A 19,388-nucleotide genomic window follows, 5' to 3' on the forward strand; every position below is an offset into this window, starting at 1 on the left:
GGGCTCCGGATCGAGGGGATTCCGGAGCCCACGGTGGCTCATCATTGTCAGCCCATGTGCGGGTAGCGCCAGTCGAGCGCCGGCTCGAACGTCTCCTTGATCGAGCGGGTCGAGGTCCAGCGCTGGAGGTTCTGCGGCGCACCGGCCTTGTCGTTGGTGCCGGAGGCCCGGGCACCGCCGAACGGCTGCTGGCCGACCACCGCACCGGTCGGCTTGTCGTTGATGTAGAAGTTGCCCGCCGCGAAGCGGAGTGTCTCCATGGCGCGGGCCACGGCCTGCCGGTCCTGGGCGATGATCGCCCCGGTCAGCGCGTACTTCGAGTCCTTCGCGATACCGGCTGCGACCCGGTCGAAGTCGGCGTCGTCGTACACGTGCACGGCCAGGATCGGCCCGAAGTACTCGGTGCTGAGCGACTCGTCGGCGGGGTCGTCGACGACCAGCACGGTCGGGTCGACGAAGTAGCCGGTGCTGTCGTCGGCCGTGCCGCCGGCCAGTACCTCGATGCCCGCGGTCGCGGCGGCGCGCTCCAGGGCGGCCTGGTGCTTGGCGAACGCCCGGGCGTCGATCACGGCCGAGGTGAAGTTGGCGAAGTCGGTGGGGGCGCCCACGGGCAGCGCCTTCGTGGTCTCCGCCAGGCCCTCGCGCAGCCGCGCCCACACGCTGCGCGGCACGTAGGCCCGCGAGGCGGCCGAGCACTTCTGCCCGGAGTACTCGAAAGCGCCTCGCACCAGGGCGGTACGGAGCACGTCGACGTCGGCGCTGGGGTGGGCCAGCACGAAGTCCTTGCCGCCGGTCTCACCCACGATGCGCGGGTAGGAGCGGTAGTTCGTGATGTTCTTACCGACCTCCTGCCACAGATGCTGGAAAGTGGCGGTGGAGCCGGTGAAGTGGATGCCGGCCAGGTCCGGGTCGTTCAGCGCGACGCCCGACACCTCGGGCCCGGCGCCGTGCACCAGGTTGATCACACCCGGCGGCAGGCCGGCGGCGGCCAGCAGGCGCATCGTGTACTCGGCCGAGAGTGCCTGGGTGGGGCTGGGCTTCCAGAGCACCGTGTTGCCCATCAGGGCCGGGGCGGTGGGCAGGTTGGCCGCGATCGAGGTGAAGTTGAACGGCGTGACCGCGTAGACGAAGCCCTCCAGCGGCCGGTGGTCCATCCGGTTCCACACGCCGGGGGAGTTGGCCGCAGGCTGCTCGGCATAGATCTGCCGGGCGAAGTGCGCGTTGAACCGCCAGAAGTCGGCCAGCTCACAGACCGCGTCGATCTCGGCCTGGTAGATGGTCTTGGCCTGGCCGAGCATGGTGGCGGCGTTGGTCACCGCGCGCCAGCTGCCGGTGAGCAGGTCGGCGGCCTTGAGCAGGATCGCGGCGCGGTCGTCGATCGACAGTGCGGCCCAGGCCGGGGCGGCCTGCCGGGCGGCCTCGATCGCCCGGGTCGTGTCGTCGGCGGTGGCGGCGCGGAAAGTGCCCAGCACGTGCGACTTCTCGAACGGTGCGACGACGTCGGTCGGCTCGCCGCCGCCCGGCACGGCCTCGCCGCCGATCCAGTTGGTCAGCTCGGCGCGGGTGCCCCAGATCTCCTTGAGGGCGGGTTCCAGGGCGGCGCGGTCGGCGCCGCCGGCGGTGTAGGGGCGAGGGGGCTCGTTGACCGGAGCCGGGACGTTCGTGATGGCGTCCATCAATCGTCCTTTCTTGATAGGGCTTTTCAAGAACCGAGGTGACGCAGCAGGAACAGCATGTTGGCCGGCCGCTCGGCCAGCCGGCGGATGTAGTAGCCGTACCAGTCGGTGCCGAACGGCAGGTACACCCGCACGTCCACCCCGGCGGAGGCGAGCAGGCGCTGCTCGTCGGCGCGGATCCCGTAGAGCATCTGGAGTTCCCAGTCCCCCCGGGCCCGGCCCAGCGCGCAGGCGTCCGCCACCAGGGCCATGTCGTGGGTGGCGATCATCGGGTGGCCCTGCCCGGCGAACAGGATCTCCATGCAGCGGCGGTAAGCGGCGTCGACGTCCGTCTTACGCGGGTGGGCGACCGAAGCCGGTTCCGCGTAGGCACCTTTCACCAGGCGGACCCGGGACCCGCTGCCGGCCAGATCGCGGCAGTCGCCCTCGGTGCGGTACAACGCGGCCTGGAGCACGGCGCCCACCCAGGGGTGCTGTTCCCGCAGTTCGCGCAGGACGCCCAGGGTGGAGTCGACCGTGGTGTGGTCCTCCATGTCGAGGGTCATCGTGGTGCCGGCCTCGGCCGCGGCGGTGGCCACCGAGAAGGCGTTCTCCAGGGCGATCTTGTCGCCGTCGGCGCCCAGGGCCTGGCCCAGGGCGGAGAGTTTCACCGACACCTCGGCCCGGTCGGCCAGCCCGGCGTCGGACAGCGAGCCCAGCAGGGAGCGGTAGGCGGCCGCGGTGGCGGCGGCCTGCGCGCGATCGGTGACGTCCTCGCCGAGCACGTCGAGCGTCACGGCCAGGCCCTGGTCCCGCAGCGACTTCGTGACCGCCAGGGCGGAGGGGGCGTCCGGTCCGGCGATGAACCTGCGGACCATCTTGTGGGTCATCGGCAGCGCGCTCACGGAGGCCCGGACCGGCCGGGTCCGGGCGGCAGCCAGCAGGAGTTTCGGCATACGGCCAGGCTAGGAGCGAGGTCCGGATGTCACCATGTGCAGATGTCACGAGCCGTTCCGACGATTGTCGAACCTGGATGACCTCCGCCACCGGTGAGTCCGACCCACGGGCGCTCCAGGACCTCGTCGACGACGTCTCCGACCTGTTGCAGGCCCCGGCCACGCTGGAGGACACCGGATTCGCCCTGCTGGCCTACGGCTCGCACGGCCCGGACGGGGTGGACCAGGTGCGGGCCGCGTCGATCCTGCGCAAGACCGCCACCCCCGCCGTGCGCAGCTACTTCCTCGAGCACGGCATCGCCTCGGCCACCGCCCCCGTGCGGATCCCGGCCGACGAGAGCCGGCAGATCGCCGCGCGGGTCTGCGTGCCGGTGCGGGCGGGCGGCCGCACCCACGGCTACTTCTGGGTGGTCGAGCCGACCGCCGGGGTCGATGCCGCGTCGCTGGTGCGGGTGGTCCCGCTGGCCGAGCGCGCGGGGGTGCTGCTGGCCCGGCGGGCCGGGGTGGCCGACGAGCGGGCGGGGCTGGTCGCCGCGCTCCTGTTCGGCGGTGCCAAGGCGGGCGGTCGGCCAATGATGGACGACGAGGAGCCCGGGCCGCGCGCCGCCTGGCGCCGGCTGGTGGCCCTGGGCGAGCTGAGCCCGCAGGAGCCACTGGTCGTGGCCGTGGTGCGGGAGGCCGACGGAACGGTGCGGCACACCGTGCTGTCGGTGCCGGCCGGGGCGGCGCCCGACCTGATCGCCCGGCGGGTGGCCCGTCAGGTGCCGGCGGGGGCGGTGGCCGGGTTCAGCGGGCCCTGCCCGCCGCCGGCCGAAACCGTCGGCTCGCAGGTTGATTCGGGTGTGGGTGTGGGTGCCGGTGCGGGTGTCGGCCTGCCCGCCGCGGCCGTGCGGGCCGCGACCGCGCTGCGCACCGCGATCGCGCGCCCGCACCTGGGGCCGGTGCTGAGCTGGGACGACCTGGGTTTCTACCGGGTGCTGGAGCAGGGCCCGGAGGTGGTCGCCGCGCTGATCGCGGGCACCCCGGCCGCCCGGCTGAGGGAGCGGGCCGACGCCGACCTGATCCGGACCGTGCTGGTCTGGCTGGACTCCGGCGGCAACGCGGCCCGGACCGCCGCCGCGCTCTCGGTGCACCGGCAGACCCTGTACTACCGGCTGGAGCGCGTGGAGCAACTGACCGGGGTGGACCTGGACGAGGGTGAGGCCCGCCTGGGTCTGCACCTGGGACTGGCGCTGAGCGAGGTGCTGGCTGTGGCACCCCCGGTACCGGGCTGAGCTCGAGTTGAGCTCAGGTTGAGCTCAAGTTGAGCTCAGGTTGAGCTCAGGCGCTTTCTCCGAGTCGTTGTCTCACGAACGACTTTGTCTCTCGTGAGACAACCCGGGTGCGGGGCGCGCCGAGGTGCCCAGGTGGGCCCGGCATGATGGCGGGCATGGTCGATCAGGTCACGCAACAGGCTTCCGAGCACGCCACCGTTCCCGCGCCCGCGGGGCGGGTGGCGATCCTCGGCGCCGGCAACATGGGCGGCACCATTCTGGCCGGGCTGCTGCGCGGCGGACGGGAACCGGGCGACGTGGTGGTCTCCGCCCGCCGCCCGGAGCGGGCCGACGAGCTGCGGCAGCGGCACGGCGTCGAGGTGCTCGGCAACGTCTCCGCCGCCGCCTGGGGCGACACGGTGATCGTGGCGGTCAAGCCGCGGGACGTGGCCGGGCTGCTGGCCGAGATCAGCCCCGCGCTCCGGCCGGGCACGCTGGTGGTCTCGCTCGCGGCCGGGCAGACGATCGCGGCCCTGGAGGGCGGGCTGCCCGAGGGCACGCCGGTGATCCGGGTCATGCCGAACACCCCGTCGCTGGTGGACCAGGGCATGTCGGTGCTCAGCCCGGGCACCCACTGCCGGCCCGAGCACACCGAGCGGGCGCAGGAACTGCTCAGCGCCACCGGCAAGGTGCTCCAGGTGCCCGAGTCGTACCAGGACGCGGTGACGGCGGTCAGCGGCTCCGGCCCGGCCTACGTGTTCTACGTGGCCGAGGCGATGATCGAGGCCGGGGTGCTGCTCGGCCTGCCGCGCACGACGTCCACCGAGCTCGTGGTTCAGACCCTCTACGGCGCCGCGACCATGCTGCGCGACACCGGCACCCACCCCAGCATCCTGCGGGAGCAGGTGACCAGCCCGGGTGGGACCACGGTGGCCGCGGTACGGCTGCTCGACGACCAGCGGGTGCGGGGTGCGTTCGTCTCGGCGATCGAGGCGGCCTGCAACCGTTCGGCACAGCTGTCGCAGGGCTGAGGACCACGTCGCGGACGACCTGACAGGTGCACCTGCCAGGGGTGCGGAACAGCGATTACCGTGGGGGTCGTGGAGGCGCTGAGGCTGGTCTGGGACGAGGCATTCACCGCCTACGACTTCGGCGGCGAGCATCCGATGGCGCCGATCCGGCTGGAGCTCACCGCCCGGCTGGCCGACGCCCTGGGTCTGCTCGACGCCCCCGGCGTGCGCGTGGTCAGTGCCGAGCCGGCCCCCGACGAACTGCTGCTCACCGTGCACGCCGCGGACTACGTGGAGGCGGTGCGCCGGGCCTCCACCCGGCCGGTCGCCTCCGGCCTGAGATTCGGCCTGGGCACCACCGACGTCCCCACCTTCCCCGGCATGCACGAGGCCGGCGCCCGCATCTGCGCGGCCAGCCGGGAGGTCGCGCTCGCCGTCTGGGCCGGTCAGGCCGGGCACGGGGTGAACTTCACCGGCGGCCTGCACCACGCGATGCCGGCCGCGGCCAGCGGGTTCTGCGTCTACAACGACGTCGGGGTGGCGATCCGGGCGCTGCTCGACGCCGGCGCGCAGCGGGTGGCCTACGTCGACGTGGACGTCCACCACGGCGACGGCGTGGAGAAGATCTTCTGGGACGACCCCCGGGTGCTCACCGTCTCGCTGCACGAGAACGGCCGGGTGCTGTTCCCCGGCACCGGTTTTCCCGAGGAGATCGGCGGTCCGCACGCGTCGGGCACCGCGGTCAACGTGGCGCTGCCGCCGGGCACCTCCGACGCCGGCTGGCTGCGGGCCTTCCACTCCGTGGTGCCGCCGCTGCTGCGCGCCTTCGAGCCGGAGGTGCTGGTCACCCAGCAGGGCTGCGACTCGCACGTGCTCGACCCGCTGGCCCACCTGGCCCTCTCGCTCGACGCCCAGCGGGCCTCGTACGAGGCCCTGCACGAGTTCGCCCACGAGTTCTGCGACGGGCGCTGGGTCGCGTTCGGCGGAGGCGGCTACGAGGTGGTGGACGTGGTGCCGCGGGCCTGGGCGCACCTGATCGCGATCGCCGCGCACCGTCCGGTGGCCCCGGGCGCGGACGTGCCGGACAGCTGGCGCGACTACGTCACCGCGCGTTGCGGCCGGGCCGCGCCGCAGCGGATGACCGACGGCGCGGACACCGGCTACCGGGCCTGGTCCACCGGCTACGACCCGGCCGACGCCATCGACCGGGTGGTGCTCGCCACCCGCAAGGCGATCTTCCCGTTGCACGGTCTGGACCCCTACTTCGACTGACCCCCGGCCGGGGGTCGGAGTCGGCCTTTGATGCACACGATGCCCGTACTGGTGGGTTGCGGGCCAAAAACGGTCAGTTCGGAGGATCGACGCACCCGGGAATTCGGGCCAGTCGGCAACTCGATTCACACATCAGGCTCACTTACACCTATGGTTGGTTACTGGGCGTTGCCGAACGTATCCGGAGTGAAATCGTCATCCGGCGCGAGAGGGCTCGAACGCCCGTGATTCGGACCGTCAGCCCTACCGAGGGGAGACCTGAGATGACCGCCGTGCGTGCCCTGCCCAGGGGAGATTTTGAAGTCCGTTTCCTCACCGTGGCCGAGGTGGCCGGGATCATGAGGGTGTCGAAAATGACCGTCTACCGGCTCGTGCACGCCGGCGAGCTGGCCGCGATGCGGGTGGGCCGTTCCTACCGGGTCCCGGAGCGGGCGGTGCAGGAGTACCTGCGTCACTCCTACATGAGCGGCAACGCGACCACCGAGACCGCCTGAGGCCTGCTTGACGACGGTGCCGGACCGGGCGTCACGGAGGCGAGACCGGGGGCACCGCGCCCGAGGCGCTACCCTGGGGAGCAGGTACGGCTGGTGCGGGTGTCCCCGTGCCGCGAGAACCTCCATCCCGCGCAGGTGTCGCGGGCGACCCGATCTACGAACTGCGAGGACCCGTGGGCTCCGTCATCAAGAAGCGCCGCAAGCGGATGGCCAAGAAGAAGCACCGCAAGCTGCTGCGCAAGACGCGTCACCAGCGTCGTAACAAGAAGTAAGTGCACTGAACCGGACGTAGTACCGCACACCGGCGGCCAGTATCCACTGGCCGCCGCGCGTGCTTTGCGGCGCCGGTGACGGCGTGACTCGGGGGTGGGTTGATGGGTCGATCGGTGCTGGTGGCAGGCGTCTCCAGATATCTCGGCGGCCGGTTCGCCCGGCTGCTCGCCGAGCAGCCCGGGGTCGACCGGGTGATCGGCGTCGACGTCATCGCCCCGCCGCACGACATCGGCCGGGCCGAGTTCGTCAGGGCTGACATCCGCAACCCGATGATCGGCCGGATCATCGAGCAGACCGGCGTCGACACCGTCGTGCACATGAGCGTGATCGCCACCCCGGTCTCGGCCGGGGGGCGTACCGCCCAGAAAGAGATCAATGTCATCGGCACGATGCAGCTGCTCGCCGCCTGCCACCGGGCGCCCGCGCTGCGTCGGCTGGTGGTGAAGTCGACCTCGGCGGTCTACGGCAGCAGCCCACGCGATCCGGCCATGTTCACCGAGACGCAGGTCGGCAAGCACCCGCCCCGCAGCGGCTGGGGCAAGGACTCGGCCGAGGTCGAGGAGTACGTGCGGGGCTTCAGCCGCCGCCGGCCCGGCGTGGAGGTGGTCACGTTGCGGCTGGCCAACGTCATCGGGCCGGGCATCCGCACCTCGATGACCGACTACTTCTCGCTGCCGGTCGTCCCGTCCGTGCTCGGCTTCGACCCGCGCCTGCAATTCCTGCACGAAGACGACGCGGTGGAGGCGATGCGCCTGGCCACCCTGGGCGAGGCCGGCGGGGTGATCAACGTGGCCGGTGACGGCGTGATCGGCCTGGGCCAGGCCGCGCGTTTCGCGGGCCGGCCCACCGTCGGCGTCCCGCCCCGCCTGGCCGGTCTGATGGGCAGCGTGTACCACCGGGGCGGTCTGGCCGACTTCAGCGCCGACCAGATCCGCTACCTGCGCTTCGGCCGCTGCCTCGACACCACGCGCATGCGTGAGCACCTCGGTCTGGATCCGGCCTACAGCACCCGCACGGCGTTCCAGGACTTCGTGCGCACCCGTGGCCTGCGCGGTCCCTTCTCCCCGGAGGTGGTGAACGCGGTGGAACAGCAGCTGGTGGCCCGATTACGGCCCGGGCGACGGCCGCGGGCCGGGGTGGTGCGGTGAGCGTGGGGGACGCGGAGAACCTGGAGGGGCCCGGGAACCTGGGCGGATCCGGCAAACCCGGCAGACCGGGACGGGCCGGGGGCGGGCGAACTGCGGATCCGGAAGGCGGGCGGAAACGGTCAGGCGCCGGGGCAGACCGGGTGCCGCGAACCGCCGGTTCCAGACGTGGCGCGGTGCCGAAGAAGGCTGTCACGCCGGTGAAGGAGGCTTCGCCGGCGAAGAAGATCGCGCCAGCGAAATCGGTGAAGCCGGCACCTGACTCACCGGCACCTGGCCCGCCGGGGCGGAAGCGGCCCGGGCGCCCGGTTCCCGTCGCCACCGGCAGCACCCCGCAGGTGCAGGCCGGTCCCGAAGACATCGTGCATCCGGATCCGGCCGCGCTGCGCCAGGTGCGGGCCGGGGCCGAGCGGGCCGCGGCCGAACGCAACCGCCGGCGGGTCAGCCCGCTGCTGCCGGTCGCCGAGGAACCGCCTCCGGGGGTGCCCGACGCCGAGATCCCGCGGCCTTCCGTCGTCCCCAGTTCTTCGGCGGCGTCGATGGTGCTCTCGATCGCGGGACAGATCGGGCAGGCGGTGCTGACGGCCATCACCGAGGCGCCGCCCCCGGATCCGGCGAACGGGGACGCCTCGACCGGCACCACGGCGGACGACGCCTACCTCGACCATCCGGACCGGCTGCTCGAGGTGATCGAGTTCTTCCGCTCGCGGCTGGCCGGCGACTACGCGATGGACGAGTTCGGGTTCGACCCGGAGTTCGCCGACGCGGTGCCGATGAACCTGCTGCGCCCGCTGTACCGGCACTGGTTCCGGGTGGAGGTGCGTGGGGCGGAGAACATCCCGGCCGAGGGCGGGGCCCTGATCGTGGCCAACCACTCCGGTGCGGTGCCGATGGATGCTCTGATGACGGCGGTGGCCGTGCGCGACGAACGCGAGCGCCACCTCCGCATCCTGGGCGGCGACCTGGTGTTCCAGACCCCGGTGCTGGCCGGGCTGGCCCGCCGCAGCGGCGCCACGCTGGCGGCCACCCCGGACGCGGAGCGACTGCTGTCGACGGGCGAACTGGTCGGGGTCTGGCCGGAGGGCTACAAGGGCATCGGCAAACCCTTCTCCGAGCGCTACAAGCTCCAGCGGTTCGGCCGGGGCGGATTCGTGTCGGCGGCCCTGCGCACGGGGGTGCCGATCGTGCCCTGCTCGATCGTCGGGGCCGAGGAGATCTATCCGATCATCGCGAACGTGCCGTCACTGGCCCGGCTGCTCGGCCTGCCCTATCTGCCGGTGACGCCGTTCTTCCCGCTGCTGGGCCCGCTCGGTGCGGTGCCCCTGCCGAGTAAGTGGCTGATCGAGTTCGGCACCCCGGTGCCCACCCACGACCTGGGGACGCAGGCGGCGGAGGACCCGATCCTGGTGTTCGACCTGACCGACCGGATCCGCCAGACCATCCAGCAGACCCTGTATTCGCTGCTGGTTCAGCGCCGTTCGGTCTTCTTCTGACCCTCGGTCGACGGCTGCCACCCGGTGATCTCGGCGACCGGCCGCTGCCAGCCCGAGGACGGCGGCAGGTGCAGGTGCTGCTGACGCCGGTTGGCCAGGCTGGCCCCGGCGGCGAACCCGGCCAGCACCCCGGCGCAGGCGGCGGGCAGCCCGATCTTCGCCGCCCGCCGGGTGGTGCGGTAGTCGTGCACCTGCCACCCGTTGGCCCGGGCGTGGGCGCGCAGCCGGCCGTCCGGGTTGATGGCCACCGGGTGGCCGACCATCGACAGCAGCGGGATGTCGTTGGAGGAGTCGGAGTAGGCGGCGCAGCGGCGTAGCGACAGCCCTTCGCGCTCGGCCAGTGCGGCCACCGCGTCGGCCTTGGCCTCTCCGTGCATCGGGGCGCCGACCAGCTGGCCGGTGTAGCGCCCGTCGACGTGCTCCGAGATGGTGCCGAGTGCGCCGGTCAGCGCCAGGCGCTGGGCGATCACCTCGGCGATCTCGATCGGGGTGGCGGTGACCAGCCAGACCCGCTGGCCCGCGTCTTCGTGCATACGTGCCAGGGCGAGGGTGCCGGGCCAGATCTTGCTGGTCAGAATTTCCTCGAAGACCTCTTCGCCGATCGAGCGCATCTCCGCGACCGATCGGCCGGCGATGAACGCCAGCGCCCGCGTCTGCACCTCGGCCAGGGCGTGCGGGTGCTCGCCGAGAGCCAGGAAGCGGCCCTGCTGGAGGGCGAACTTGAGGATGTCGCGGGGGGTGAGGAAGCCGCGGTGATAGAGACCCTTGGCCAGGTGGAAGATCGAGGCCCCGCGGACGATGGTGTTGTCCACGTCGAAGAAGGCGGCCGCGGTCGGGTCGCCCGGGCGAGCCGGTGGGGAGTGGCTCTCCACCATCCGGATCTCGGCGTCCGACATGTGCGGGAGTCTACGCGTGCGGCGGCCGGGGTACAGGCCGTGCCACGCGTGCATCCCGGTAAGTCGACGTGAACAACCCCGAATTGTGTGACGTCGAGTGCGGGTTGGGCAGGTCCCGGGAGTCGTAATGTTGGGGGCGTGCCAGACGTTACCGCCGATGAGGCGCGAATCACCCTGATCGGCAAACCGGGGTGCCATTTGTGCGACGACGCCCGGGTTGTGGTGGAAAAAATCGCCAATGAAACCGGGACGGGTTGGAAGGAAGTGTCCATTCTGGATCACCCGGATCTGGCGGAGGCATATGCGGAACAGATACCGGTGATCCTCGTCGACGGTGCCCAGCACACCTATTGGCGGGTGGACGAAGACAGGCTGCGAACAGCGCTCACCCGGCGTAAGGGGCTCTTCTCGCGCCGTAACCGATGAGCGCGAGACTTTGTGCGTGCGTTCACAAGCGCTTAGGCTGGGTAACGAACCACCGGCATGACTGCGCCGGTCACAAGGCGCCAGTCGTCCCTCATCAGGGGTACCAAAGCCATCGAAGGAGCCGGCCGACTGTGACCCGACCACGCCCCGCACGGCTCGTCCGCTCCGGTCGAGCGACCCGTGACGGGATCCCCGAGGCAACGGTCTCCCGGCTCCCGTTCTACCTCCAGGCGCTGACCGCCCTCGCCGAACGCGGCGTGGCGACGGTCTCGTCCGAGGAACTCGCCTCGGCCGCCGGAGTCGGCTCGGCGAAGCTCCGTAAAGACTTTTCCCACCTCGGTTCCTACGGCACACGTGGTGTTGGTTACGAGGTTCAGTACTTGATTTACCAAATTTCGCGTGAACTCGGCCTGACGCAGGACTGGAAGGTCGTGATCGTCGGTATCGGAAATCTCGGGCACGCGCTGGCGAACTACGGCGGATTCACGTCCCGGGGATTCACCGTCGCCGCTCTGGTCGACGCCGATGCCAGGGTCGTCGGCGAAACTGTGGCGGGCCTCACCGTCAGCCCGCTGGAATCACTCGATCAGATGGTCTCCTCGCTGGGGATCCAGATCGGTGTGGTCGCCACGCCGGGCCCGGCCGCGCAGGAGATCTGCGACCGGCTGGTCGCAGCCGGTGTGACCGGCGTCCTCAATTTCGCCCCGTGCGTGCTCACCGTCCCGGACGGCGTGATGGTGCGCCGCGTCGATCTCGCCACCGAGCTCCAGATCCTGGCGTTCCACGAGCAGCGTCGTGCCGCGAGCCGGCTGACCAGCGAGATGCCCACCGAACCACAAGATCTCTCCGGGGCGCTGGGTGCCCTGGCCGAACCAGGAACCGCCATGAGGAAGCCGAGAGCCGAGGCCGCCGGATGAGCATCATGATCGTCGGGCTGTCGCACCGCACCGCACCGATCTCCCTGCTGGAACGCACCACCCTGACCGCCGAGGCGGCGTCCGGCCTGGTGGCCGGCCTGTGCCGGGGCGACCACGTCGCCGAGGCGATCGCGCTGGTCACCTGCAACCGGCTCGAGGTGTACGCGGACGTCAGCAAGTTCCACGGCGGGATCGGTGAGATCGGCGCCGGGCTGGCCGAGGCCACCGGGGTGCCGCTGGCCGAACTCACCGAGCACCTCTACGTGCACTACGAGAACGCCGCGGTCGCGCACCTGTTCCAGGTCACCTGCGGGCTGGACTCGATGGCCGTGGGCGAGCAGCAGATCCTCGGCCAGGTGCGGGTGGCGCTGCGCGCCGCCCAGGCGGCCGGCTCGGCCGGGCGCACCATCGGCCACCTGGTGCAGAACGCGCTGCGGGTGGGCAAGCGCGTGCACTCCGAGACCACCCTCGACCGGGCCGCGCCCAGCCTGGTCGACGCCGGGCTGCGCAAGGCCGCCGAGGTGCTCGGCCCGCTGCCCGGACTGAACGTGCTGGTGCTGGGTGCCGGTGCGATGAGCGGTCTTTCGGTCGCCTCCGCGCACCGGGCGCAGGCCGGTTCGATCGCCGTGTGCAGCCGCACGCTGCCCCGCGCCCGGCGGCTGGCGGAGTCGGTCGACGGCACCCCGGTCCCGCTGGAGAACCTTCAAAACGCGCTGGCCGCCGCCGATCTGGTGATCGCCTGCGCCGGGGCCGGTGGCTACCTGGTCGACCTGGACGCCGCCGGGCGGGCCGCCGCGGCCCGTGGCGGCAGGCCCCAGGTGTACGTCGACCTGGCGCTGCCCCGCGACGTGCAGCCGGAGATCGCCGGCCTGCCGTCCACGCGGGTGTTCGACCTGGAGCACCTGGGTCAGATCCTCACCGCCGGTGGCCTGAGCGAGGACCTCGCCGAGGCCCGGTCGATGGTCGAGGACGAGGTCGCGCTGTATCTCGCCGACCAGCGGGCCAAGGAGGTCGCCCCGACCGTCGTGGCCCTGCGGGCGATGGCGCGCTCGGTGATGGAGGCCGAGCTCGGCCGGCTGTCCGGTCGGCTGGACGGCCTCGACCCGGACGTCTTCGCCGAACTGGAGCAGACCGTTCACCGGGTGGTGGAGAAACTGCTCCACCAGCCCACCGTGCGGGTGAAGGAACTCGCGGCAGCGCCGGGTGGCGACACCTACGCGGAGGCGCTGCGACTTCTGTTCAATCTCGGGCCGGCACCGGAGCCGAAAGCCGGTGAGCTTCCGGGGGTGGAGCTCGCCGTCCAGCTGGAGCAGGATTCGATGTCCGACCTCTCCGCCCTGCTCGGCCGTACTGGAGGAGCCTCGTGACCACGCTCAGCGACCTGTTCGCCACCACACCCGGCCTCGAGCAGCTGGAGAGTCTGCCCACGGTGCTGCGGCTGGGCACCCGCCGCAGCCTGCTGGCCCGCACCCAGTCGCGCTGGTTCGCCGACCGCCTGGTCACCGCGCTGTCGCTGGCGGTGCCCGGCCGGGAGTTCCGGGTGGACCTGGTCGAGGTGGTCACCAAGGGCGACATCACCCCGGGGCCGCTCCAGAGCATGGGTGGCACAGGCGTTTTCGTGTCGGCGCTGCGCGAGGCCGTGCTGCGCGGCGACTGCGACTTCGCCGTGCACTCGCTGAAAGACCTGCCCAACGCCCAGCCCGAGGGCCTGGTCCTGGCCAGCGTCCCGCGCCGGGAGTGCCCGGTCGACGTGCTGATCGCCCGTGACGACCTGGGTTTCGACGAGTTGCCGCCCGGCAGCGTCATCGGTACCGGGTCGCCCCGGCGCGCGGCCCAGCTGCGGGCCCTGCGCGACGACATCGAGGTGGTCGGCATCCGCGGCAACGTGGACACCCGGATCGCCAAGATCACCTCGGGCGAGGTCGACGCCGTGGTGCTCGCGCTGGCCGGGCTGCACCGCCTGGGCCGGCAGACCGAGGCCACCCACGTGTTCACCGAGGAGCAGATGCTGCCCGCCCCCGGACAGGGTGCCCTCGCGGTCGAGTGCGGTGCGGGGTCCACGGCGCTGCTGGCGGCGCTGCGGCTGGTGGACGACCGGCCCACCCGCGCCTGCGTGCTCGCCGAGCGGGCCCTGCTGGCCCGGCTGGAGGCGGGCTGCGCCGCCCCGGTGGGTGCCCTGGCCACGATCGAGACCGAGCACGGCCGGCAGACGCTGACGCTGACCGCGTTCGCCGGTTCGGTCGACGGCGAGAGGACCATCCGCCGCAGCGCGACGGTCCCGCTGGCCGACCCCCTGGCGGACGAGCCGGCCGCCACCACCCTGGGCCGTGCGCTCGCCGGGCAGATGCTCGACGCCGGCGCCGCCCTCCTGATCCCTGTACCAGACCCCCTGCCGGCGGCCGACGAGGCCGTGGCAAGAGAAGGTGACTCGTGACCTCGACCATCACCAGCAAGAAGGCGGTCCCCGGCGGCTACGTGGCCTTCGTCGGTGCCGGCCCCGGCGATGACGGCCTGCTCACCCTGCGCGCCGTCGAGCGGCTCGGCGAGGCGGACGTCGTCGTCGTCGACCAGTTGCCCCGCGAGGCGGTCATCGCCCGCTACTGCCGTCCCGGCGTCGAGATCCTGGACGCCGGTTTCGGCGAGGACGGCCAGCCGATGACCCGGGCGGCCCGGGCCAAGGTCGTGGTCACCGCGGCCAGGGCCGGTGCCCGCGTGGTCCGGCTGATGGACGGCGACCCGGCCACGTTCACCGGGCTGGCCGAGGAGATCCAGGCCTGCCGCAAGCAGTCGCTGCCGTTCGAGGTGGTGCCGGGCGTGTCCGCCGCCTCGGCCGTGCCCGCCTACGCGGGGGTCCCGCTGACCCCGGCCGGGGTCAACGGCCTGCACGTGGTGCACCCGCACGGTGTGGACGTGGACTGGAAGCTGCACGCCTCGGCGGGCACCACGGTGGTCGTGCTGGGCGCGGAGGAAGACATCGCCGGTGCCGCCGACGGCCTGCTGGAGGCGGGCCGCAAGGCGTCCACCCCGGTCGTGGTCACCGCCCACGGCACCACCACCCGGCAGCGTTCGGTCTCCTGTCAGCTCGGCGAGCTGGCTCCGGTGCTGGCCGCCGCCAAGCTGGACAAGCCGATGACCGCGGTGATCGGCGAGGCCGCGGGCATGCGCGACAAGGCGTCGTGGTTCGAGACCAAGCCGCTGTTCGGCTGGCGCGTGCTGGTGCCGCGCACCAAGCAGCAGGCGGGCGGCATCGTGAAGGAGCTGGCCGACCACGGTGCCACCGCCCAGGTGGTGCCGACCATCTCGGTCGAGCCGCCGCGCACGCCGCACCAGATGGAGAAGGCGGTCAAGGGCCTGGTCACCGGCCGCTACGAGTGGATCGGCTTCACCAGCGTCAACGCCGTGCGCGCGGTGCGGGAGAAGTTCGAGGAGTTCGGCCTGGACGCCCGGGCCTTCGCCGGGCTGAAGGTCGCCGCCGTGGGCGGGGTCACCGCCGCCGCGCTGCGCGACTGGGGCATCGAGCCCGACCTGATGCCGGCCGAGAACCAGTCCGCGCTCGGCCTGCTGGAGTGCTGGCCGCCCTACGACGAGGTGCTCGACCCGATCAACCGGGTGTTCCTGCCGCGCGCCGACATCGCCACCGACACCCTGGTGGCCGGGCTGGAGCAGAACGGCTGGGAGGTGGACGACGTCACCGCCTACCGCACCGTGCGGGCCGCCCCGCCGCCGGCCGAGACCCGCGAGGCGATCAAGAGCGGGCACTTCGACGCGGTCGTCTTCACCTCCAGCTCCACCGTGCGCAACCTGGTCGGCATCGCCGGCAAGCCGCACGCCACCACGGTGGTGGCCTGCATCGGGCCGCAGACCGCGAAGACCGCCGAGGAGCACGGCCTGCGGGTCGACGTGCTGGCCGCCGAGCCGAGCGCGGACGCCCTGGTGGACGCCCTCGCCGAGTACGGTGCGGGATTGCGGCTGAGCGCCGACGAGGCGGGCGAGCCGGTGCTGCGCCCGAGCCAGCGCAAGGGATCCACGAGGAGGAGCGCGAAGTGACGAGCTTCCCGAGCAGCAGGCCGCGGCGGCTGCGGGTGAACCCCGCGGTGCGCCGTCTGGTGGCCGAGAACCGGCTGCACCCGGCCGAACTCGTGCTGCCGGTGTTCGTTCGGGAAGGGCTGTCCGAGCCCCAGCCGCTCAGCTCGATGCCGGGTGTGTACCAGCACACCCGCGACTCGCTGCGCAAGGCCGCCGCCGAGGCCGCCGGGCTGGGGCTGGGCGGGATCATGCTGTTCGGCGTCCCGGAACAGAAGGACGCCGTGGGGTCGGGTGCCACCGACCCGGACGGCATCCTGAACCTGGCCGTCGCCGACGTGCGCGCGGAGGTCGGTGACGATCTCGTGGTGATGGGTGACCTCTGCCTCGACGAGTTCACCGACCACGGGCACTGCGGCGTGCTGACCCCCGAGGGGGTGGTCGACAACGACGCCACGCTGCTGCGCTACGCCGACATGGGCGTGGCGATGGCCCAGGCGGGTGCCCACATGGTCGGCCCCAGCGGGATGATGGACGGTCAGGTCGCCGCGGTGCGGAAGGCCCTGGACGAGAACGGTTTCGCCGAGAACGTCTCGATCCTGGCGTATGCCGCCAAGTACGCCTCGGCGTTCTACGGGCCGTTCCGCGAGGCGGTGAACTCCAGCCTCCAGGGTGACCGCCGCACCTACCAGCAAGACCCGGCCAACGCGCAGGAGTCGCTGCGCGAGGTGGAGCTCGACCTGGCCGAGGGCGCCGACCTGGTGATGGTGAAGCCGGCGATGAGCTATCTCGACGTGGTCGCCCGGGTGGCCGACCGGTTCGAGGTTCCGGTTGCGGCGTACCAGATCTCGGGTGAGTACTCGATGATCGAGGCGGCCGCCGCGAACGGCTGGATCGACCGGGAGCGGGCGATCCTGGAGTCCCTGCTGTCGATCCGCCGGGCCGGCGCGTCGATCATCCTCACCTACTGGGCCGCCGAGGTGGCGAAAACCCTCCGGGAGCAGGGCTGAGGCCCTACCCAACGTCACCGTCGGCCGCCGGGTTTCACCCTCCCGGCCCCTCCTGGCACTACTCCGCCCGCCGATCGGGAGGGTGCGGGCCGAATCCTGAGGCCTGCTTGATCCTCAAGGTTCGGCAAGTTCTCCGGGAGGGGCGATGAGTGTAGGAACAGTGAGCAACCAGTACGCCTACGTGGGCAACGGAGGCGTCGACGTGCTCCAGACCATGCAGGCGCTCGCCCAGCGCCAGGCGTCCCGCGCCCTGGCGCAGCGCGCGGCCGACGCGGCCATGGTGGCGGCGCAGGCGGCGCAGATGGCGGCCCTCCAGGCGATCGGTGCGGGCCGGGTGGACCTGTACCTCTGACCCGGCGCTGATTCGCCGGAAAACCCAGGGCCGGAAGACCCCCAGTCGCTGACACCACCGCCGGAGCTGGGACACTGCACTGGTGACAGACGTCAGTGGGGTTTACCCGGCCGACGCTCCCGCCTCGCAGGCGCTGTTCGATCGCGCCTCCGCCGTGACACCCGGCGGCGTGAACTCCCCGGTGCGTGCCTTCCGCGCCGTCGGGGGCACGCCGCGGTTCATGGTCCGGGGTGAGGGGCCGTATCTCTTCGATGCCGACGGGCGGCGTTACGTCGACCTGGTCTGCTCCTGGGGTCCGATGATCCTCGGGCACCAGCACCCGGCGGTGATGGACGCCGTCCGTGCGGCTACGGCGAACGGGTTCTCGTTCGGCACGCCGACCGAGGGCGAGGTCGCGCTCGCGGAGGAGATCGTCGCCCGGGTGGCGCCGGTCGAGCAGGTGCGCCTGGTCTCCAGCGGCACCGAGGCCACGATGAGCGCCATCCGCCTGGCCCGCGGATTCACCGGCCGCAGCAAGATCGTGAAGTTCGCGGGCTGCTACCACGGCCACGTCGACAGCCTGCTGGCCGCCGCCGGATCGGGCGTCGCCACCTTCGCCCTGCCGGACACGCCCGGGGTCACCGGTGCCGCGGCCGCCGACACGATCGTCCTGCCGTACAACGACGCCGAGGCGCTGGCCACGGTCTTCGAGACCGACGGCGACCAGATCGCCGCCGTGATCACCGAGGCCGCCGCCGGCAACATGGGCGTGGTCCCGCCCAGCCGCGAGTTCGAGACCGCCCTGCGCGACCTCACCCGGCTGCACGGCGCACTGCTGGTCTCCGACGAGGTGATGACCGGCTTCCGGGTGTCGAAGGCGGGCTGGCACGGCCTGGGTTCGGGCGACGATGGGGCACCCGACCTGTTCACCTTCGGCAAGGTGATGGGCGGTGGGTTCCCGGCCGCGGCCTTCGGCGGGCGCGCCGACGTGATGGCCCACCTGGCGCCGTCCGGCCCGGTGTACCAGGCCGGCACGCTGTCGGGTAACCCGGTGGCCACCGCGGCCGGCCTGGCCACGCTGCGCAACTGCACCGACGACGTCTACGCTCACCTGCTCGCGCAGTCCGGCAAGCTGGCCTACGCGGTGCGCGACGCGCTGAACGCCGAGGGCGTGCCGCACCTGATTCAGTCCGCCGGCTCGATGTTCAGCGTGTTCTTCACCGGCCTGACCGCGGTGACGAACTACGACGAGGCCCGGCAGCAGAACCTGCCGGCGTTCGCCGGGTTCTTCCACTCCATGCTGGCCCAGGGCGTGTACCTGCCGCCCAGCGCGTTCGAGTCCTGGTTCCTGTCCGCGGCGCACGACGACACGGTGCTGGACCAGGTGGTCTCCGCGCTGCCCGCGGCGGCCAAAGAGGCTGCGAGGATGGCTCAGTGACCAGCCAGGAGCACCCGCCCAGCGGGGAGAGCGCGACACCGCCCAGCAATCAGGAACTGATCCACCCCGACGTGCCGCCCGCACCGGACCACCTGCCCCCGGTCGACCCGGCCGTGAACGCGGGCACGGTGCGCCAGCCGGCCGGCGACGAGGCCAACCACCGCACCGTCGTGCACCTGCTGCGGCACGGTGAGGTGTACAACCCGCAGGGCATCTTCTACGGCCGGCTGCCCGGTTTCCGGCTGTCCGACCTGGGCGAGCGGATGGCCGAGCGGGCCGCCGGCTACTTCGCCACGCGCGACGTGGTGCTGGTGATCGGCTCCCCGATGGAGCGGGCCCAGCAGACCGCCGCGCCGGTGGCCGCCGCGCACGGCCTGGAGGTCGGCCTGGACCCGCGAATCACCGAGGGCACCAGCGTCTTCCAGGGCCTGACCTTCGGTGTGGGCGACGGCTCGCTGCGCCACCCGCAGCACTGGTGGCACCTGCGCAACCCGTTCCGGCCGTCCTGGGGCGAGCCGTACGAGCAGGTGGCCGCGCGCATGCTGGCCGGTGCCGCGGACGCCCGGGACAAGGCCCAGGGCCACGAGGCGGTGCTGGTGAGCCACCAGCTGCCGATCTGGATGGCCCGGCTCAAGGTCGAGAACCGCCGCCTCTGGCACGATCCGCGCAAGCGGGAGTGCTCGCTGGCCTCCGTCACCTCGATCACCTACCACGACGACCAGGTGGTCTCGGTGGCCTACACCGAACCGTCGCGGGACCTTCTGCCCGGTGCACAGAAAATTGCGGGAGCCTGAGG

At 72.0% G+C, this 19,388-nt stretch carries 19 protein-coding genes; 16 read left to right on the forward strand and 3 right to left on the reverse strand.

The features are described 5' to 3' along the window. Positions 1-47 precede the first annotated feature (47 nt). Together pruA and KIH74_RS02275 are read right to left on the reverse strand one after the other, a co-directional pair. A complete protein-coding gene (gene pruA, locus KIH74_RS02270) occupies positions 48-1,676 on the reverse strand; it encodes an L-glutamate gamma-semialdehyde dehydrogenase (protein ID WP_214153901.1) in 1,629 nt (542 codons plus the stop codon). A gap of 26 nt (positions 1,677-1,702) precedes the next feature. Continuing rightward, on the reverse strand, positions 1,703-2,611 hold the full coding sequence (locus KIH74_RS02275; protein ID WP_214153904.1) for a proline dehydrogenase family protein: 909 nt from the start codon (positions 2,609-2,611) through the stop codon (positions 1,703-1,705). A 77-nt stretch (positions 2,612-2,688) separates the two neighbouring features. Here KIH74_RS02275 and KIH74_RS02280 point away from each other — a divergent pair, with 77 nt between their 5' ends. The 7 genes from KIH74_RS02280 to KIH74_RS38290 all read left to right on the forward strand — a co-directional run bounded on the left by KIH74_RS02280 (position 2,689) and on the right by KIH74_RS38290 (position 9,551). Continuing rightward, the gene (locus KIH74_RS02280) at positions 2,689-3,885 is read left to right on the forward strand and encodes a PucR family transcriptional regulator (RefSeq protein WP_214153905.1); all 1,197 of its coding nucleotides are present in this window, start codon (positions 2,689-2,691) and stop codon (positions 3,883-3,885) included. Positions 3,886-4,040: 155 nt separating this feature from the next. After that, positions 4,041-4,895, forward strand: coding sequence for a pyrroline-5-carboxylate reductase (proC, locus tag KIH74_RS02285; RefSeq protein ID WP_214153907.1), 855 nt, complete (start codon positions 4,041-4,043; stop codon positions 4,893-4,895). A 135-nt stretch (positions 4,896-5,030) separates the two neighbouring features. Beyond that, positions 5,031-6,146, forward strand: a complete 1,116-nt coding sequence (locus KIH74_RS02290) for an acetoin utilization protein AcuC (RefSeq protein WP_214154426.1) — start codon at positions 5,031-5,033, stop codon at positions 6,144-6,146. Positions 6,147-6,409: 263 nt separating this feature from the next. Beyond that, positions 6,410-6,640, forward strand: coding sequence for a helix-turn-helix domain-containing protein (locus KIH74_RS02295; protein WP_214153909.1), 231 nt, complete (start codon positions 6,410-6,412; stop codon positions 6,638-6,640). Positions 6,641-6,813: 173 nt separating this feature from the next. Beyond that, complete coding sequence (locus tag KIH74_RS02300) at positions 6,814-6,912, forward strand: 30S ribosomal protein bS22 (RefSeq protein WP_003792170.1); 99 nt, start codon at positions 6,814-6,816, stop codon at positions 6,910-6,912. A gap of 102 nt (positions 6,913-7,014) precedes the next feature. Beyond that, positions 7,015-8,061, forward strand: a complete 1,047-nt coding sequence (locus KIH74_RS02305; RefSeq protein WP_214153911.1) for an NAD-dependent epimerase/dehydratase family protein — start codon at positions 7,015-7,017, stop codon at positions 8,059-8,061. Positions 8,062-8,396: 335 nt separating this feature from the next. Further along, entirely contained in the window at positions 8,397-9,551 is a 1,155-nt protein-coding gene (locus KIH74_RS38290; RefSeq protein ID WP_214153912.1) for a lysophospholipid acyltransferase family protein, read from the forward strand. On the opposite strand, the gene KIH74_RS02315 is transcribed toward KIH74_RS38290, so the two are convergent. Then, positions 9,527-10,447 (reverse strand): HAD family hydrolase, encoded by a 921-nt coding sequence (locus tag KIH74_RS02315; RefSeq protein WP_214153914.1) that lies wholly within the window; start codon positions 10,445-10,447, stop codon positions 9,527-9,529. The genes KIH74_RS38290 and KIH74_RS02315 overlap by 25 nt on opposite strands. A 138-nt stretch (positions 10,448-10,585) precedes the next feature. Between KIH74_RS02315 and KIH74_RS02320 the strand changes: the two genes are divergently transcribed. From KIH74_RS02320 to KIH74_RS02360, 9 genes are all read left to right on the forward strand, one after another. Then, positions 10,586-10,873, forward strand: a complete 288-nt coding sequence (locus KIH74_RS02320) for a glutaredoxin family protein (protein WP_214153915.1) — start codon at positions 10,586-10,588, stop codon at positions 10,871-10,873. A gap of 131 nt (positions 10,874-11,004) precedes the next feature. Then, complete coding sequence (locus KIH74_RS02325) at positions 11,005-11,790, forward strand: redox-sensing transcriptional repressor Rex (RefSeq protein WP_308113521.1); 786 nt, start codon at positions 11,005-11,007, stop codon at positions 11,788-11,790. Continuing rightward, the gene (locus tag KIH74_RS02330) at positions 11,787-13,157 is read left to right on the forward strand and encodes a glutamyl-tRNA reductase (protein WP_214153919.1); all 1,371 of its coding nucleotides are present in this window, start codon (positions 11,787-11,789) and stop codon (positions 13,155-13,157) included. Before KIH74_RS02325 ends, KIH74_RS02330 begins: the two co-directional genes overlap by 4 nt. A gap of 53 nt (positions 13,158-13,210) precedes the next feature. Beyond that, entirely contained in the window at positions 13,211-14,224 is a 1,014-nt protein-coding gene (gene hemC / locus KIH74_RS02335; protein WP_372491990.1) for a hydroxymethylbilane synthase, read from the forward strand. Then, complete coding sequence (locus KIH74_RS02340) at positions 14,221-15,837, forward strand: bifunctional uroporphyrinogen-III C-methyltransferase/uroporphyrinogen-III synthase (protein WP_214153922.1); 1,617 nt, start codon at positions 14,221-14,223, stop codon at positions 15,835-15,837. The genes hemC and KIH74_RS02340 overlap by 4 nt, the downstream gene beginning before the upstream one ends. Further along, positions 15,834-16,823, forward strand: a complete 990-nt coding sequence (gene hemB, locus KIH74_RS02345; protein ID WP_214153924.1) for a porphobilinogen synthase — start codon at positions 15,834-15,836, stop codon at positions 16,821-16,823. Before KIH74_RS02340 ends, hemB begins: the two co-directional genes overlap by 4 nt. Before the next feature lie 145 nt (positions 16,824-16,968). Beyond that, positions 16,969-17,175 (forward strand): hypothetical protein, encoded by a 207-nt coding sequence (locus tag KIH74_RS02350; RefSeq protein WP_214153926.1) that lies wholly within the window; start codon positions 16,969-16,971, stop codon positions 17,173-17,175. A gap of 82 nt (positions 17,176-17,257) precedes the next feature. Further along, positions 17,258-18,592 carry a glutamate-1-semialdehyde 2,1-aminomutase gene (hemL, locus tag KIH74_RS02355; protein WP_308113522.1) on the forward strand — a complete coding sequence of 445 codons (1,335 nt, stop codon included), beginning with the start codon at positions 17,258-17,260 and terminating at the stop codon, positions 18,590-18,592. A 128-nt stretch (positions 18,593-18,720) separates the two neighbouring features. Further along, a complete protein-coding gene (locus KIH74_RS02360) occupies positions 18,721-19,386 on the forward strand; it encodes a histidine phosphatase family protein (RefSeq protein ID WP_214154428.1) in 666 nt (221 codons plus the stop codon). The last annotated feature ends 2 nt before the right edge of the window (positions 19,387-19,388 follow it).

Source organism: Kineosporia corallincola (assembly GCF_018499875.1).
GTDB lineage: Bacteria > Actinomycetota > Actinomycetes > Actinomycetales > Kineosporiaceae > Kineosporia > Kineosporia corallincola.